The 16,950-nt window shown below is 69.5% G+C and carries 16 protein-coding genes; 8 read left to right on the forward strand and 8 right to left on the reverse strand.

Annotated features, from left to right (window positions below):
* Positions 1–52: 52 nt before the first annotated feature.
* Entirely contained in the window at positions 53–1,129 is a 1,077-nt protein-coding gene (locus OID54_RS09805; protein ID WP_329016934.1) for an alkene reductase, read from the reverse strand.
* Positions 1,130–1,285: 156 nt separating this feature from the next.
* On the opposite strand from OID54_RS09805, the gene OID54_RS09810 reads away from it, so the two are divergent.
* Together OID54_RS09810 and OID54_RS09815 are read left to right on the forward strand one after the other, a co-directional pair.
* The gene (locus OID54_RS09810; protein ID WP_329016937.1) at positions 1,286–1,786 is read left to right on the forward strand and encodes a MarR family winged helix-turn-helix transcriptional regulator; all 501 of its coding nucleotides are present in this window, start codon (positions 1,286–1,288) and stop codon (positions 1,784–1,786) included.
* A gap of 396 nt (positions 1,787–2,182) precedes the next feature.
* Positions 2,183–2,410, forward strand: a complete 228-nt coding sequence (locus OID54_RS09815) for a hypothetical protein (RefSeq protein WP_329016940.1) — start codon at positions 2,183–2,185, stop codon at positions 2,408–2,410.
* Positions 2,411–2,477: 67 nt separating this feature from the next.
* Here the strand turns inward: OID54_RS09815 and OID54_RS09820 are convergent, their stop codons facing one another.
* On the reverse strand, positions 2,478–3,680 hold the full coding sequence (locus tag OID54_RS09820; protein ID WP_329016942.1) for a TerD family protein: 1,203 nt from the start codon (positions 3,678–3,680) through the stop codon (positions 2,478–2,480).
* A 311-nt stretch (positions 3,681–3,991) separates the two neighbouring features.
* Here OID54_RS09820 and OID54_RS09825 point away from each other — a divergent pair, with 311 nt between their 5' ends.
* Positions 3,992–4,645 (forward strand): GntR family transcriptional regulator, encoded by a 654-nt coding sequence (locus OID54_RS09825; protein WP_329016944.1) that lies wholly within the window; start codon positions 3,992–3,994, stop codon positions 4,643–4,645.
* Positions 4,646–4,647: 2 nt separating this feature from the next.
* On the opposite strand, the gene OID54_RS09830 is transcribed toward OID54_RS09825, so the two are convergent.
* Together OID54_RS09830 and OID54_RS09835 are read right to left on the reverse strand one after the other, a co-directional pair.
* Entirely contained in the window at positions 4,648–6,096 is a 1,449-nt protein-coding gene (locus OID54_RS09830) for a peptidoglycan D,D-transpeptidase FtsI family protein (protein WP_329016947.1), read from the reverse strand.
* Positions 6,097–6,236: 140 nt separating this feature from the next.
* A complete protein-coding gene (locus tag OID54_RS09835) occupies positions 6,237–7,007 on the reverse strand; it encodes an IclR family transcriptional regulator (RefSeq protein WP_329016950.1) in 771 nt (256 codons plus the stop codon).
* Between the two features lie 217 nt (positions 7,008–7,224).
* Here OID54_RS09835 and OID54_RS09840 point away from each other — a divergent pair, with 217 nt between their 5' ends.
* From OID54_RS09840 to OID54_RS09850, 3 genes are all read left to right on the forward strand, one after another.
* Positions 7,225–7,839, forward strand: coding sequence for a DUF1349 domain-containing protein (locus tag OID54_RS09840; RefSeq protein ID WP_329016953.1), 615 nt, complete (start codon positions 7,225–7,227; stop codon positions 7,837–7,839).
* Between the two features lie 321 nt (positions 7,840–8,160).
* Entirely contained in the window at positions 8,161–8,868 is a 708-nt protein-coding gene (locus OID54_RS09845) for a DsbA family oxidoreductase (protein WP_329016957.1), read from the forward strand.
* 99 nt (positions 8,869–8,967) lie between these two features.
* The gene (locus OID54_RS09850; protein ID WP_329016960.1) at positions 8,968–10,017 is read left to right on the forward strand and encodes an aminotransferase class V-fold PLP-dependent enzyme; all 1,050 of its coding nucleotides are present in this window, start codon (positions 8,968–8,970) and stop codon (positions 10,015–10,017) included.
* A 240-nt stretch (positions 10,018–10,257) separates the two neighbouring features.
* On the opposite strand, the gene OID54_RS09855 is transcribed toward OID54_RS09850, so the two are convergent.
* Positions 10,258–11,697, reverse strand: coding sequence for a hypothetical protein (locus tag OID54_RS09855; protein ID WP_329016963.1), 1,440 nt, complete (start codon positions 11,695–11,697; stop codon positions 10,258–10,260).
* A 341-nt stretch (positions 11,698–12,038) separates the two neighbouring features.
* Between OID54_RS09855 and OID54_RS09860 the strand changes: the two genes are divergently transcribed.
* Positions 12,039–13,904, forward strand: a complete 1,866-nt coding sequence (locus tag OID54_RS09860; protein ID WP_329016968.1) for an endonuclease/exonuclease/phosphatase family protein — start codon at positions 12,039–12,041, stop codon at positions 13,902–13,904.
* A gap of 226 nt (positions 13,905–14,130) precedes the next feature.
* On the opposite strand, the gene OID54_RS09865 is transcribed toward OID54_RS09860, so the two are convergent.
* From OID54_RS09865 to OID54_RS09875, 3 genes are all read right to left on the reverse strand, one after another.
* Positions 14,131–14,904, reverse strand: a complete 774-nt coding sequence (locus OID54_RS09865; protein ID WP_329016970.1) for an antibiotic biosynthesis monooxygenase — start codon at positions 14,902–14,904, stop codon at positions 14,131–14,133.
* Positions 14,905–14,983: 79 nt separating this feature from the next.
* Positions 14,984–15,547, reverse strand: coding sequence for a hypothetical protein (locus OID54_RS09870; RefSeq protein WP_329016973.1), 564 nt, complete (start codon positions 15,545–15,547; stop codon positions 14,984–14,986).
* The gene (locus tag OID54_RS09875; RefSeq protein WP_329016975.1) at positions 15,544–15,690 is read right to left on the reverse strand and encodes a hypothetical protein; all 147 of its coding nucleotides are present in this window, start codon (positions 15,688–15,690) and stop codon (positions 15,544–15,546) included. Before OID54_RS09875 ends, OID54_RS09870 begins: the two co-directional genes overlap by 4 nt.
* A 330-nt stretch (positions 15,691–16,020) precedes the next feature.
* Between OID54_RS09875 and dapA the strand changes: the two genes are divergently transcribed.
* Entirely contained in the window at positions 16,021–16,911 is an 891-nt protein-coding gene (gene dapA, locus OID54_RS09880; RefSeq protein WP_329016978.1) for a 4-hydroxy-tetrahydrodipicolinate synthase, read from the forward strand.
* The last annotated feature ends 39 nt before the right edge of the window (positions 16,912–16,950 follow it).

Here is a 16,950-nt window from a genome sequence, read left to right on the forward strand (position 1 = left end):
CCGCGGCGGGGCCGGTCCGGGTGGCGTCCGGACCGGCCCCGCCTGCTGTCCATCAGACGGTGCTCAGCACCGGATAGTCGATGAAGCCCTCGTCGCCACCGCCGAAGAAGGCGGTCGGGACGGGGGCGTTGTACGGACCCTCGCTCTGCAACCGGACCGGAAGGTCGGGGTTGGCGAGGAAGAGGGAGCCGAAGGCGATGATGTCGGCGACACCCTCCGCGATGAGGGGCAGGGCGGCGTGGTCGGTCGGACCCTCCGTGGCCGGGTTCAGCACCACGGTTCCGCGGTACTGACGACGCAGTTCCAACGTGATCTCGCGGGCCTTCTCGTTCGCCTCGGAGATGTGCACATAGGCCAGGCCCAGCGGGTCAAGCTCGCGGATCAGAGCCGGGTAGACCTCGTGGGCGTCGGTCTCGGCGATGTCGTTGTACTCATTGCGCGGCGACAGTCGGATACCGGTGCGGTCCGCACCGATCGCGGCAACCACGGACCGGGTGACCTCGGTGGCGAAACGAATGCGGTTCTCCACCGAACCGCCCCACTCGTCGGTGCGCTGGTTGGTGTTCGACGCCAGGAACTGCTGGATCAAGTAGCCGTTGGCACCGTGCAGTTCGACGCCGTCGAATCCCGCCTCGACCGCGTTGCGCGCACTGTGGGTGAACTCCTCGACGACCTCCGGGATCTCGGCGGTGTCGAGCGCACGGGGCGGCAGGAAGTCCTTGGGCCCCTCGTGGGTGAAGAGCTGTCCGGCAGCGGCGACCGCGGAGGGGGCGACGCTGGAGCGGCCGTCGGGGAAGAGCGAGGGATGGCCGATGCGTCCGGAGTGCATCAACTGGGCGAAGATCTTTCCACCCTTGGCGTGCACCGCGTCCGTGACCCGGCGCCAGGCGGCGACCTGCTCATCGCTGTGCAGTCCCGGGGTGTCGGGGTAGCCCTGTCCGGTGATCGAGGGCTGGATGCCCTCGGTGATGATCAGGCCGGCGCCGGCTCGTTGCGCGTAGTACTCGACGACCGAGTCGGTCGGCGTCAGGCCGGGGCCGAAGGCACGACTGCGGGTCATGGGGGCCATGGCGATGCGGTTCGCCAGCTTCTTGCCCGAAAGGTCGATCGGGTCGAACGCGGTGGTCATCAGGACTCCAGAAAGGATATATGTGGTCGGCCAAGTATTCCGCCGGGAGTCACTGTAGCGCATTTACTTGGTCGGCCAAGGTAAAGTTTTCCTTGGAGGCGCTGCCCGACGTTCGGGGACACTGTTCGCACGGCAGCCCACCAGCGAGGAGTCCCGATGAAACCCGAGGCAGTCGCCGACCCCGTCTGTTCCGAGCCGCTGTCCGCCTGCGCGCTGGGCGGGCCGGTGAGCCGTTCCCTGTCCCGTACCGCCCGACTGCACCGCATGGCAGCGGCCAAACTACTCAAGGGGTTGGAGCTCTACCCGGGGCAGGAGTCCTTGATGATCCAGCTGTGGAACGCCGGGCCGCTGCGCCAGGCCGACCTAATCAAGACGCTGGAGCTCGATCCGTCGACCGTCACCAAGATGCTGCAACGACTCGAACAGGCCGGACACGTCCGCCGTCGACCTGACCCGGCCGACCGCAGGGCCGCACTGGTGGAGGCGACCACCGAGAGCTGTGAGCTCAACGCGGCGGTACAAGAGGCCATGACCGAGCTGGAAGGGCGCACCCTGGCCGGACTGGACGAGGATGAGCGCGAGGAGCTGGTGCGGCTGCTCGGCAAGGTGGAGTCCAATCTCTGCACCCAGACCATGGACTGCCGCGACGACAGGTAGCCCCTTCTTGGCCGCGGAACTTCGGACGGGCCTCACCGAGCGGAGCGCGGGCCACCTCCAGAGCGCGGGCCGCCTTCAGAGCGCGGGCCGCCTTCAGAGCGCGGGCCGCCTTCAGAGCGCGGGCCGCCTTCAGAGCAGGAGCGGCGCCTCGGCGCGCGGCGGCCTCGCGACTGGAACGTCAATCCGGATGGCCGGGACTCGCACCTTTTCGAACGGCCTGTCGGGGTGCTGAACCGGGGCTGCCAGGGGGCGGAATCCCCTCTCGCACAAGACAAGAGATCTATGCGCGTAGATGGCTCTATTGCGGCCTCGACGCCGGCGATGCGGCATTGCAATCTGACCACGGTTCCGCATTGGACATGTCCTCAAGCCCCGGGAGGAGTCATACTCACGGCAATGAACAAGTCAGCCGAATCCCGGCGCCATCTGCCGACGAGTCCCTTCAACCGCGCACAAGCGGGTCCTCCCATCGAGGAGTATGCGGTGGGGGACCGGGTCTCGCACGATCAATACGGTCTGGGCCGAGTCATCGCGGTGGAGAGCGGCAATGCCGCTGTCCATGTCGACTTCGCCGGTCGCAAGGGGAGAATCCCCAGTCCCTACACCAAGCTCGCGAAACTCTGAGGGTCGCTTCCTCCGAAACGCGCTACCGGAACCCGCCGTGCGATCCGCGGCGGGCCCGGCGGCCCGGTCACAGTGCCTGTGCGGCCGGTTTCACCATGCCCCGAACGGTCCGCGACTTCACGAAGTCGCCCATGGCGGTCATCTCCCACTCACCGGAGAACTGCTTGATCAGCTTCGCCATCATCACCCCGGTCTGAGGCTCCGCGCTCGTCAGATCGAACCGCACCAGCTCCTCGCCGGTGGCCGCGTCCATCAGCCGGCAGTACGCCTTGGCGACCTCGGTGAACTTCTGTCCCGAGAACGAGTTCACCGTGAAGACCAGGCCGGTGACGTCAGCCGGGAGCCGACCGAGGTCAACGGTGATCACTTCGTCGTCCCCTGCGCCCTCACCGGTCAGGTTGTCGCCCGAGTGCCTGATGGAGCCCTGGAGGATCGTGAGCTTGCCGAAGTAGCAGCTGTCCAGATGGTTGCGCGTGGGGCCGTAGGCGATCACGGAGGCATCGAGGTCGATGTCCTTGGACCGGTAGGCGGGCTCCCAGCCCAGGCCCATCTTGACCTGCGAGAGCAGCGGACGGCCGCCCTTGACCAGGGAAACCGTCTGGTTCTTCTGAAGGTTGACGCGCCCCTTGTCGAGATTGATCTTGCCTGAACCCGGTGCTGCCACGGGCGCGGCGGGGGGCGCGGGCGGCGCCGCGGGAGCAACGGGGGCGGGGGCCGGGGCGACGGGGGCGGGCGCGGGCGCGGCGGCCACCGGAGCGGCCGGCGGTTCCTCCTCGACGGAGACCCCGAAGTCCTTGGCGATGCCCGCGAGTCCATTGGCGTACCCCTGGCCGACCGCGCGCACCTTCCAGGCGCCGTTGCGCAGATAGACCTCGACGACCACGAGCGCAGTCTCACCGCCGAGCTGCGGCGGGGTGAAGGTGGCGAGGGCGCTGCCGTCGTCGGCGTTGCGCACGGTGGCGGTCGGCTCGACGCCCTGGAACGTCTGTCCGGCCGCATCCGGGCTGGCCGTGACGACGATCTTCTCGATGCCGGGCGGCACCGCGGAGGTGTCCACCACGATGGCGTCAGGAGCCGAGCCCCCGCCGGAGCGATAGGTCACCCCGGGGCCCACAGGCTGGTTGTAGAAGATGAAGTCGTCGTCGGAGCGCACCTTGCCGTCGGCGGTGAGCAGCAGGCCCGATACGTCGAGCCGCACCGGAGCGGCGACGTCCACCGCGATTCGAGCGGCGGGCAGGGGGATGTTCGAGCCGGGGGTCATAGCTGTCATGTCTGGGGTAACGAGCGAGACGGCTTTGCCGTTCCCTTACCTTTTCGGCCGACGACCGAGTGAGTGAAGGCCGCCACCAGCGCTTCCGCACCGGTGACCGGCTCCGGGCGTGCGTAGGGGACGCCAGGCTGCGACGGGCCGATCGCGGGGCTCGGACGGCCGTCACCCAGCGGCACCGGAGGGACTCTTGCCCTCGCCTGTAGCGCAACCAGGCAGTACGGGCCCGTTCCCTGACCTTGACGGCGCTGGCGGACCCTGTCTAGCGTCATCCAGCCACATCCCATGGAGGAGATCGACGCGGAAGGCGCCCCATGACCGTCGCCCCCGTCCCCTCCCGCACCCAGTACGTCCTCGAAGAGATCAGACATGCCGTCCTCACCGGCCGGCTCCGGCCCGGGCAGCCGCTGGTCGAGACGGAGCTGGCCGTTCGGTTCGGGGTGTCCAAGACTCCCGTGCGCGAGGCGCTCAAGACCCTGGCGGGCAGTGGGCTCGTGGTGATGAGTCAGTACAAGGGGGTCACCGTCAGAGCCGTGGACGCCGCGATGGCCCGCGAGGTCTACGACGTCCGGCTACTGCTCGAACCGGAGGCACTGCGTCGGGCCGTGGAGTCGTCGCTCGATCTGGAGGCGGACCTGAGTGGGGCCGTGACAGCCCTCGCCAGGGCCGCGCTGGCGACCGATCCGGCCGAGCGCTCCCTCGCGGCCGGTGACTTCCACCGGGCGCTCTGTCTGCCCTGTGGCAACCCGCTGCTGGCCCGCATGCTCGATGACCTCAGGGATCAGGCAGCCCTCGTCTCCGCCGTCGTCTGGACGGCCGACCCCACGGGGGCGCGCGAGGACGCCGAGCACCGGGAGATCCTCCGGCTGGCGCTCCAGGGGGACGCCCAGGGCGCCGCCGCGGCACTGCGCCGGCACATCGCAGGCTTCGTCGACCGTGCCTTCCCCGACGGCCGCACCAGCTGCTGATCTCACTTCAGTGCCGCCGCCATCATCTTCTGGGCGACGGGAGCGGCCAGCCCGTTGCCGCTGACCTCGGAGCGGGGTCCGCCCGCGTCTTCGATGAGCACCGCGACCGCCACCTCCTTGCCGTTGGCACTGTCCTTGGCGTACGAGGTGAACCAGGCGTACGGCGTCTTGCTGTTGTTCTCACCGCGCTGGGCGGTGCCCGTCTTGCCACCGACCTCGGCGCCGTCGACCCGGGCGTTCGATCCGGTGCCGTCCTCCACCACCGTCACCATGGCACTGCGCAGTTCCTTGGCGGTCTCGGCGGACATGATCCTGGACGAGGAACCTCCACCACCGGACTGGAGGGTGTTCCCGTCGCCGTCCACCACCTCGGAGACCAGGTGTGGAGCCTGCATCACACCGTCGTGGGCGATCGCCGCCGAGACCATGGCCATCTGGAGGGGTGTTGCCGTCACATCGAACTGGCCGATGCCCGTCAACGCCGTCTGTGCCTTGTCCAGACCGGTCGGGTAGACGCTGGCGTACGCCCGTACCGGCACATCGAGTTCGTCATCGTTGAAGCCGAACTTCTCCGCCATGGCCCGCACCTCGTCCTGTCCGAGGTCCGCCGCGAGCTTCCCGAAGACGTTGTTGCACGAGTACCGCAGGGCGGTGCGCAGCGAGGCGTTCTCACAGGGGGCGGAGGGGATGTCGTTCACGAGGACGCGGGTGGTTCCCGGAAGCGTGTACGGGAGGGGGCTGTCGGTCCGCTCGTCCACGGAGTCGTAGATCCCCTGCTCCAGGGCTGCCGCCGCGACGACCAGCTTGAAGGTGGAGCCGGGTGCCAGGGGCTGCCGAAGGGCCCGGTTGACCAGTGGTTTGTCCTCGTCCGCGAGGAGCTTGCGCCACTGCTCCCCGTCGTTGATCCCGGCGATGGTCGACGGGTCGTAGGAGGGGGTGCTGACCATGCCGAGGATCTTCCCCGTCTTCGGGTCGATGGCGACCGCTGCTCCCTTGATGTCGCCGAGCGCCTCGTATCCGGCCCGCTGCACCTCGGGGTCGATCGTGGTGAGCACGTCCCCCGGCTCCAACTGCTTGTCCAGGAGGGCGTCCACCGGGTCCTTCAACCGGTCGTCGGTGCCGTCCAGGACTTTGCTGTGGATACCCTCCAACTGGGTGGCGCCATATGCCTGCGAGCTGTACCCGGTCACTGCGGCGTAGAGGGGGCCGTCGGTGTAGGTGCGTTGGTACGCCAGATCGCTGCCGGTCGTGGACTTGGAACCGGTGACGGGCGCGCCGGCGACCACGATGTCCCCGAGGGGCTGGGCGTACTGGTCAATGGTGTTGCGTCGGTTCTTTTCCTGGTCCGCGAGAGCCTCGGCGTCATAGGTCTGGAGCCAGGTGGCGCGCACCAGGAGTGCGAGCACCAGCAGCAGACTGAAGACGGCGGCATGCCTGATTGTCCTATTCATCCCACTGCAAGACGAAGGGGATCGCCACAGGAGTTCCCCCACGTCCCGTTTCTCACATTTTCTTCATGTGGGCCGAGGAAAGGTCCGGAGCCGGGGACCGACCGCGGCAAGGGGCCCAACGCCGTACCGCGAAGGCGGTCTCACAGTCGACGCGTCGCCAGGGTCAGCCGGTCGCGCGCATCGAACAGGGCCTCCTTGATGAGGTGTTCGTGCCCGGCCGTAAGCCGGGCCACCGGCACCGAGCAGCTCACCGCGTCCCGGGCGGGCGTCCGGTACGAAATCGCCACCGCGAAACACCGCAGACCCAAGGTGGACTCCTCGCGATCCACCGCGAAGCCGCGCTCACGGATCGTGCACAGTTCCCCGATCAGCCGCTCCCGGTCGGTGACGGTGTGCTCGGTCTGCGCCGACAGCACCTCGGGGAGCATCGCCCGCACCTGTTCGTCGGTGTGCGTGGCGAGCAGGGCCTTGCCCAGGGCGGTGGAGTGCGCGGGGAGCCTGCGACCGACCCGGGTGAAGGGGCGCAGGTAGTGGTGGGACTGCCGGGTGGCGAGGTACACCACGTTCACCCCGTCGAGACGGGCCAGATGGATGCTCTCGCCGGTGTCGTCGGAGAGCCGGTCCAGCGTGGGGCGGGCCGCCGCCACCACTTCGTCCCCGTCCAGATAGGAGGTGCCGACCAGCAGGGCACGCACCCCGATGCCGTACCGCGTGTCGGTGGCGTCCGTCTCCACCCAGCCCAAGTCGACCAGGGTGCGCAGCAGCATGTACAGACTGGACTTGGGGTAGCCGACGGCCTCCTGGACCTCGGTGAGCGAGTGCATTCCGGGTTGCCCCGCGAAGAACTCCAACAACTCCACCGTCCGCACCGCGGACTTGACCTGTGCACCACCCGAATCCACCGCCGGCATGATCGCGAGCCCCCTTTCGACCCAGGACGACTTCATCGGACGGAGCCGTGCCGCCGATCGAAGCCGTTCATCATCTGGAATGACGTTCACGCTACCGAACCGAGGGCGGGTCGGTGCCGAGGAACGGGACTCTCGGCGTCATCGCACGGCTCCGCAGGGGGCGGCGCGACGGTGTGACGGGTGGACGACCCGGCCCCCTCTGACGCACACTGCCCCGATGATCGACCCCTGTGAGCTGCCCGAGCTCCCCTTCCCGTTGCGTGCGTACGGCCCACAGGCCAACTGGTCCCATGAGAACGGGGTGCTGACCGGCTGGGCGGGCGCCAGGGCAGACCGCTTCGTACCACCGGCGGGCAGCTCGTTGGAGCCCGCGTCCGACGCACCTCGACTGCTGGGTGCACCCGAGGGTGACTTCCAGCTCATCGCCCGGGTCACCGTCGGTTTCCGGGCCTCCTTCGACGCGGGTGCCCTCTATCTGCACGTGGGCGAGCACGAATGGGCCAAGCTCTGCCTGGAGCTCTCCCCGGACAAGCCCACGATCTGCACGGTCGTCACGCGGGGCCACTCCGACGACGCCAATTCCTTCGAGGTCGAGGGCGACAGTGTGTGGCTGCGCATCAGTCGCACCGGACGGGCGTTCGCCTTCCACGCCTCCACCGACGGCCAGCACTGGATCTTCGTCCGCATCTTCGCGCTGGGGACCGAGGAGACCGCGGGCGCCGCGCTGGTGGGGTTCCTCGCCCAGTCGCCGGTGGGAGAGGGGTGTGTGGTGAGCTTCGATCGCATCGACTTCCGGGAAGGGTGGCCCAGCGGGCTGCGCGACGGAACCTGAGGAGCGTTTCGGCGCTCCACGCTGCCGCTGATCGTCCGGGGTGCCAACACCCTCGGGCCAAGGTTCCGGGCCGTGTACCGCAGACCGAAATCCGGCCACTGGCCGACTCCAGGCCGGCCGATGCCCAGAACCAGCCAGGCATCAGCCCGTCCTGCCGGCTGGCAAGGCTGGAAATGACTGGAAACGGACGCCCGGGCATTGCCGGCCTCAACGGTCGGGAGCGTACGTACGACCGGGCAGGAATCCAACGGAACCATCGTGTGTTGCGCACAGTGGGACACACGGCCACATCCATCACGAACCACACTGGAGACACCCCGCATGATCGTCGAGATATGGAGCGACATCGCCTGCCCCTGGTGCTACATCGGGAAGGCACGCTTCGAAAAGGGACTCGCCGGATTCGCCCACCGCGAGCAGGTCGAGGTCATCCACCGATCCTTTGAACTCGACCCCCAGCGGGCCAAGGGCGACACCGCATCCGTCGTCGACATGCTCGCCAGCAAGTACGGGCGCACCCTGGAGCAGGCGCGCGCCATGGAGGAGCACGTGGCGTCCAACGCCCGCTCCGAGGGACTCGTGTACCGCACCGAGGGCCGCGACCACGGAAGCACCTTCGACATCCATCGGCTGCTCCACCTCGCGAAGGAGCGCGGGCTCCAGAACGAGCTGTTGAGCCGCGCCTACGAGGTCAACTTCGCCGACGAGCGATCCGTGTACGACCCGGAGGTGCAGGTCGCCGTCGCCGTGGCGGCCGGACTCGACGAAGCCGAGGTCAGGGCGGTGCTCGCCGACGGGTCGCGGTACGCCGACGAGGTGCGCGCCGATGAGCGCGAGGCATCGGAGCTCGGGGCGAACGGAGTGCCGTTCTTCGTCTTCGACCGCCGGTACGGGGTCTCCGGCGGCCAGCCCGTCGAACTCTTCACCCAGGCGTTGGAACAGGCGTGGCAGGGGCGTGAGGCGGATGCCGCCACCGCCGCCGCACCAGCCTGTGAGCCGGACGGGGCCTGTGCAGTGCCGAACGGCTGATCCACATCGCCGAGTCGCTCCATGCACCCTGTCCGAAAGAAGGCAATCACTCGGTGATGCCCGATTGACCCCCGCTCGGGGGCGGCACAAGGTGAGTGCATGGAGACCTTGGTCGGTGCCGAGTTCGCGCCGGAGACGACGTATCTGAACACCTCCACCTGCGGGCTGTTGCCCGCCCGAGCCGTCACGGCGATGACGGGGCTCATGGACGAGTTGGCCGCCGGACGGATGGACGGCGCCGGGGACTACGCGGCGGTGATCGCCGTCCGACGTTCCTTCGCCGAGATCGCCGAGGTGGGTGAGGACCGGGTCGCCGTGGGCGGCTCGGTCGCCGTCCACACGGCACTGATCGCGGGTTCGCTGCCGCCCGGGGCCGAGGTTGTGCTCCCCGAGGGCGAGTTCGCCTCGGTGGTGACGCCCTTCGCGGTCCGCGGGGACCTCAAGCTGCGGTTCGTCCCGCTGAACGGGCTGGCGGACGCGGTGCGCCCAGGGACGGCGCTGGTGGCCTTCTCCGCGGTGCAGTCCGCGGACGGGCGGATCGCCGATCTTCCCGCGGTGAGGGAGGCGGCGGCCACTCATGGCGCCCGCACGCTCCTGGATGCCAGCCAATCGGCGGGGTGGCTGCCGCTGCGGGCCGGGGACTGGGACTACACGGTGACGGGAGCCTTCAAGTTCCTCCTGTGCCCACGGGGGGTCTCATTCCTCACCCTCACCGAAGAGGCACAGACCTCGGTGGCACCGCTCCACGCGGGGCCCTACGCCGCAGAGGAGCTGTGGGGGCCGCCGTACGGGCCGGTGGAACGGTTCGCGGACTCGGCCCGACGCTACGACGAGCCTCCTGCCTTCCTCGCGTACCAGGGAGCCCAGCGGTCGCTGGAGCTGGTGGTGGAGGTCGGTGTGCCCGCCCTTCACCGGCACGCCACCGAACTGGCGCGCCAGTTCCGCGAAGGGCTTGGAGCGCTCGGCCACTCCCCCGTGCCCTCGGACTCGGCGATCGTGGCGGTACCCGGACTCGGTGGGCGGGCGGCCGACCTGGCCGCTGCGGGGATCGTGGTCGCGGAGCGGGCGGGGTACTTGCGGGCGGCCTTCCACCTGTACAACTCGACGGCTGATGTGGAGCGGGCGTTGGGGGTGCTGGCAGGCGGGTGAAGCCCACAGGGCGCAGGAGCGACGGTGGCCACAGGGGCGACCAGGCCGGATCGTACGGCGTCCCGTGCGATCCGGCCGGGTCACCCCGGCTGGGGCGGACCCTCGAACGGCACGCTCGGTCGGCTCGACCTGCGTCCGGTCGAGCCCCGAGCCCCCGAGCGAACCACGCCCGAGCGGAAGGCAGCCCGAGGACGGCCCCCACCATGGGCCCGGTGAAGCCCCGGGCCCATGGTGGGGGCCTCAGCGGGAGCGGGCCTTGAACGCCGCCTTCCGCGCTTCCTTCGCAACACGCTTGTTCGGGTGCATGCGGCCCATCGCTTCCAGCACATCCGCCGTCGCCGGGTGGTCCACCCGCCACGCGGCATCAAAGAATCCGCTGTGCTGGCCCGTCAGTCCCTCCACCAGACCGCGCAGTTCGTCCGGTTCGCCGTCGGCGTCGAGTTGTGCGGCGATCGTGTCGATGGAGAGCCAGAAGACCATCGACTCCGGCGGCGCTGGCACGTCCGCAGCGCCACGCTCGGCGAGCCAGACCCGCGCGAGACCGCCGAGTTCGGCGTCGTCGAGGACCGCGCGCACCTCCGGCTCGGCCTGGGCCCCGACATGGACCAGCGCCTGCTGGCAGCGGAGTCGACGCAAGGGGCCGCCGGCGTCCGAACCACGGGCTGCGGCCAGGAGTTCATGCGCAGCCGCCGCGGGCTCGCGCCGGGCCAACCACTGTTCGGTCTCGGCGCCCGCCGCCGCCTCGGGGTAGCGGGCGAGCCCGTCGAGGAGTACGTCCGCGCCCTTGTCAGCGAGTTCGCCCACGACCGGCGCCGCCACGCCGGCCTCCAGCAGTCGGACCCGCACTCCGTGGAGACCGAGCGGGGTCAGCTTCACCAGCCCGTACCGCGAGAGGTCTTCGTCCTCCGGCGAGGCAGGGCCCTCGCCCGGCTCATCAACCATGAGCGTCTCGTCCACCGGCTGGTACTCGACCAGACCGATCGGCTCCAGCAGCCGGAACTGGTCGTCCAGTCGCATCATGGCGACGGAGACCTGTTCCAGGATGTCGTCCGTGGGCTCGCCCATGTCGTCGGGCACGATCATCGAGGCGGCGAGGGCGGGCAGGGGCACCGGTTCGCCACCCGTGGCCCCGTCGGTGACGGTCAGCAGATAGAGGTTGCCGAGCACCCCGTCGAGGAATTCGGCCTCGCCGTCCGGGTCCCAGTCGAGGGCCGCGTAGTCGATCTCGCCGTCCGGTCCGATCGCCTCGGACAACTCGTCCAGCAGGGGTGCGATGGCATCGGCGTACACCGCCTCCAGTGCCTCCTGCCAGACGGCCAGGACATCCCGGGGCGCGCCGGCGATCAGTTCCAGGCCCTCCCCCGCGGTGACCGTCCCGTATGCCTCAGCGTCAGCGTCAGCCGGATCGTGCACCTCAAGGAGGCCCGCGTCGACGGCCGTGCGCCATGCCTCACTGGCGTACGCAGGTCCTTCGCTGTCGTCACCGAGCCCCAACACCTCCGCCGCGGCCGGCAGTTGTTCCTCGACCAGCTCGCCGCCGGCTCCCACCCGAGTCTCCGGCCCTGCCCAGCGGGCCAGTCGCACGGCCCTGGCCAGCAGGGGGGCGGCCAGGGCGGCACGCGCCAGCTCCGCGTCCGGACGCAGCCGCACCGGCGGCAGGATGGGACCGTCGTGGGGCATCTGGGGCTTCTCCTGAAGGGTCTGGGGAGCCCGGACGTGGCGCCGGGGGTTCTCCAGCGTAGACGCATATCGCCGGGTTTCGCCGCCCGGGCTGCGGGCATCGGCCAACCATTGACGCACCGGTGACCACCCCGCGGCCTTCCGCCGCACTCGCGGCCGAACCCGACACTCCCGCCCACTCTTGACAAGTACCCGTCGCAGCACAGAGATTGACGCGCGTAGAGCGCCAGGGCCCACCACCGTGGGCCCGCACCCGGGCAATCCCGTAGACGAGCACCGCCGGCACGCAACGACGCCACAAGCACCGTGCCGCCCCGACCACCCTCGATTCCGGAGTCTTCATGCCTCTCCCCGCCGTTCCGAGAACCGCCGCAGTCGCCGCCCTCGTCGCCTCCGCGCTGGCCGCGGGACTGCTCACCGGCTCCGCCACAGCCGCGACATCGCACGCGGCGACATCGGTGGACAGCACGACCAGTGTTCACATCCATGACATCCAGGGCACCACCCGGATCTCCCCGCTCGTGGGTCAACAGGTCGCGGACGTCCCCGGCATCGTCACCGGCGTACGGGGCTACGGATCGTCCCGGGGCTTCTGGTTCCAGGACCCGCACGCCGACGCCAACCCGGCGACCAGCGAGGGCGTCTTCGTCTTCACGGGCGCCGGCTCGACCCCCTCGGTCACGGTGGGTGACGAGGTGCGGGTGTCGGGCACGGTCAGCGAGTTCGTCCCCGGGGGCACGGCCTCGGGCAACCAGTCCCTGACCCAGCTCTCGCGCCCCTCGGTGACCGTGGTGTCATCGGGGAACCCGCTGCCCGCGCCCATCACCATCTCCGCCTGGACGGTGCCGTCCGCCTACGCCCCGGTCGGCGACCCCGCGGCAGGCGGCAGCGTCAACACCCTCACGCTGAAGCCCCGCTCCTTCGCCCTCGACTACTACGAGTCCCTAGAGGGGAGCAACGTCAGCATCGGCACCTCTCCCGTGGTCGGAGCCACCGCCTTCTCCGAACTGTGGGTGACGGTCAAGCCGTGGGAGGTCCGGACAGCCCGCGGCGGAGCGCTGTACGGCTCGTACGCCTCCCAGAACGGCGGTCGGCTCAAGGTCCAGTCCCTGGTCCCCGTCGCACAGCAGCCCTTCCCCGATGCGAACGTCGGCGATGTGCTGACCGGCCGGTCCGAGGGACCGCTCGACTTCAACCAGTACGGCGGCTACACCCTCACCGCCCGCACCCTGGGCACGGTCGTCGACCGCGGCCTGGAACGGGAGCGGACTCGCCCGCAGCGTTCGGGAGAACTCGCGGTCGCCACGTACAACGTCGAGAACCTCGACCCGTCGGACCCGCAGGAGACCTTCGACGCCCTCGGCCGGGCCGTCGTGACCAATCTGGCCTCGCCGGACATCCTGGCTCTGGAGGAGATCCAGGACAACAGCGGGGCGAAGAACGACGGCACGGTCTCGGCCGAGCAGACGGTCGAGAAGTTCATCTCGGCGATCGCCGCCGCGGGCGGCCCGTCCTACCAGTGGCGAAGCGTCGACCCCAAGAACAACGAGGACGGCGGCGAACCCGGGGGCAACATCCGCCAGGTCTTCCTCTTCAACCCCGACCGGGTCTCCTTCACCGACCGCCCCGGCGGCGACGCCACCACCCCGACCGGTGTCGTACGCGAGCGGGGTCGAGCGGCGCTGACCCTGTCGCCCGGTCGGATCGACCCCGCGAACAGCGCCTGGGAGGCGAGCCGCAAACCCCTGGCGGGTGAGTTCTCCTTCCGCGGGCGACCCGTCTTCGTGATCGCCAACCACTTCGGCTCGAAGGGCGGCGACGAGGCGCTCACCTCCCACCGACAGCCGCCGAATCGAATCTCTGAGGTCAAGCGCCTCCAGCAGGCGCAGTCGGTGAACGCCTTCGTCAAGGACATCCTGAAGGCGGACCGCCGAGCGGACGTCCTGGTCGTGGGGGACATCAACGACTTCGAGTTCTCCGCAACGACCAAGGCGCTCACGGCGGACGGCGCCCTGCGCGCCGCCATCACATCGCTGCCCCGCTCGGAGCGGTACTCGTACGTCTACCAGGGCAACAGCCAGGTGCTCGACCAGATCCTGACCAGCCCGTCGATCGACGACTTCAGCTATGACAGCGTCCACATCAACGCCGAGTTCACGGACCAGAACAGCGACCACGATCCACAGGTGCTGCGCTTCCGTCCATGAAGCCCGGGAAGCACGTGAGCACATGAGCACATGAGTTCACGTGAGCCCGTGAAAGCCCGTGAGCCCGTGAAGCCACGCACTCATCCGCTCTTGAACGCGTCCGCCCGCCGAGTCCCCTGACCTTGTCAGCCTCGTACGCCTCGTGTTGCACGGAGGGTGGATCGAGTGCGCCGCGGCAGCCGCCGAGGAAGGCAGTGCGCCCCTCGGCGGTGGCGCGCGCCGATGACTACACGCCCGGGCCGAGCGTCAGCCCGGGCGTGTAGCGGCGCACCGAACCTCCGCTCACCCCGGGGAACGCGTGCACCCGGGCCCACTCCTTCGAGGACGTCCCGATCCCGTTGCCCGGCGCGTCCAGCGCGCTCTGATGCGCTTCGGCGCTCTCCCACTCGGCGTAGTTGAGCACCCGGGTGCCGTCCTGTCCCAGATGGAAGTGTCCGGAGATGCCCGCACCCTGGAGGGCGGCGGACTCGGGGGTAGTGCGGGCCGGGTCCTCGACCGCGGTCGCGTCCGCCTGGAGTGCGGTGAACACGGTGTCCACCCAGGCCCGTTGCCGCTCGACGTCAGGGCCGTCGAACTCGGCCTCGACGATCACCACCGCCCCGGGCACCCTGGTGTCGCCCGGAGTCGCCGCGCTGCGGTAGAGCTCGTACCCATGGAGACCCAGCCGCCGGATCCCGGGGACCGCGGCATCCACCTCGGCGTTCCAGCCCTCCTTGAAGTCGGTGGCGGTACGCAGGAACTCCTGGAAGTCCTCCTCACTGGTCCACTGCGTGTAGTGCAGCAGGGTGCGGCCGTCCTCGCCAAAGTGCACGGTGTAGGAGAGCAGCCCGCCCCCCGGCCAGCCGCGGCGGCGCCATGCCAGTTCCAGCGCGGCTACGGTGGCGCGCTGGCGCTCGGGGGTGCCGACGTCCCAGGTGGAGACCTTGACGACATGGGAGTCGGGCCGGTCGAGCACCGGGCGGGCATAGGAGTTCTGCTGGGTGATCAAAGACAGGATCATCGTGGTGGCCTCTCGAATCGGCGCACCCCCCATGGGTGCGCCGTCGATCACCAGGGTCGAACATCAAGTTCGGTTGAGGTCAACAGCCGGCCGGAGTGCGGGCGATCTGTCCGGCCCGCAACACCGAGAGGCCCTGCCCCGCGAGGCGCGCGAAATCGGCCAGGGTCATCGCCATGCGGCCCCGGACACAACCGCCGCAGGCCGCCTCCATCGCATGCCAACCGGGCCTTCCCCAACCGGCGTCGGCGAGCAGGGTTGTGCGCCCGAGGCAGGGGCAACAGCCGACGGTCATGGTGCGCACGCGCTGACGGGCGTAGCGGAAGCCGAGTTCGTAGCGCAGGTAGACGCCCAGGACCGCCACTTCCAGGAGGACGGCCGTACGGTGCTCGGCGGTACAGGTGAGGCCCAGTGCACCCGAGCGTGAGATGAGGGCGTGGAAGCCACAGTCACAGCGTCGGGAGGGCACCCGGTGCCGTCGCCCGTACACGCACTGGGCGTCGTCCAGCACGGTGTAGGGCTCCCGGCCGCCGAGGGCAACCCCGAGGAACCCGGCTCGGGTGAGATCGCGCGAGAGCACCGGATGGGCGATCTTGTAGCCGATGGGAGGGTCCGCGGGGCGTTCCTCCAGAAGCCGGGGATTCACGGAGCTACCGGAACCTCGTCGGGGTGTTTGCTGGGCTGTTCGCTCGGCGCCGGCTCTCCGGCCGGGGTAGGTTCATCGGACTCCGCCTGAACCAGCGGCTCCTCTTCCGCGTATCCCTTGGCGAGTGGCTTGCCAAGCCTCATGAAGACCTCCGTTGGGACGAAACGAGCGGCGAGCGGGCACGCGAGTGTGCGCCCGGTTGGAACGGTTCGAGCAGACGGCGCAAGGGCCGGGACGTGCTGGCCGAGCAGGCGGAGCGGCGGTGCGAGGTGCCGTGAGCGCAGGGAGCAGTGAGTAGGGAGGGGCTCGGCGTGGGTGGACAGCCGAAAGCCGGACCCCGTTGCCGTCATGGTGTCCCACCGAGCACCATCGGGCCAAGACCGCAGCCATATGTCACTGTTCAGTGCTGCTTATCGCTTGCTTAAAGCAGAACTAAGTGGACCTGAAGTGTCAGGGGCACGAAGACTGCGGCCATGACGACACCGCGCCCCTTCGGCCGTTCCCTGTGCGCAATGATCACCCCCTTCGATGCGTCAGGGGCGCTCGATGTGGCCACTGCCGCCCGCCATGCGGTGCGGCTGGTGGCCGGTGGCTGCGACGGACTGGTCCTCAACGGCACCACGGGCGAGGCCCCGACCACATCCGATGCGGAGAAGACCGCACTGGTGCGCGCGGTGCGGGAGGCCGTGGGCGGTGCGGTCGCGGTGGTGGCCGGAGTGGGCAGCGCGGACACCCGACACACGGTCGCGTTGGCCCGGGAGGCCGAACGAGCGGGCGCGGACGGGCTGTTGGTGGTGGCGCCGTACTACAGCTGTCCGCCGCAGCCCGCCATCGAGGCTCACTTCCGCCAGGTCGCGGATGCGGTGGGCATTCCGTTGATGGTCTACGACATCCCTGGCCGCACCGGTGTCAGGGTCGAAGTGGAGACGCTGCTGCGGCTGGCGGAGCACCCGCGGATCGTGGCGGTGAAAGACTGCGCACAGGATCTGCTGGGCTCCACGAAGGTGATCGCGAACACCTCGCTCGCGTACTACTCCGGCTGTGAGGAGCTCAACCTTCCGCTGTATGCGGTGGGGGGCGCGGGCCAGGTGAGCACGGTCGCCAACGCGGTGCCCGAAGTGTTCAGGGCGGTACTGGACACCTTCGACCGCGGGGAGACCGGTCGCGCGGCCCGACTGAATCGACTGGCCCTGCCCCTGGTCGAGTTGATGATGGCGTCGGGGCTTCCGGGAGCGGTGACGGCCAAGGCGGTCATCGGCGCGGGTGGTGTCAGGGCCCCGCTACAGAGCGCCGACCCACTGACGGTGGAACGGCTACGGGCGGCCCGTGACACGCTGATGTCCCACCACGACGAGTGGGGCTGAGCGGGCCCGGGGTGGCGGTGAGTGCACCGCCACCCGCGG

Source organism: Streptomyces sp. NBC_00690, from assembly GCF_036226685.1.
In the GTDB taxonomy this organism is placed as follows: domain Bacteria; phylum Actinomycetota; class Actinomycetes; order Streptomycetales; family Streptomycetaceae; genus Streptomyces.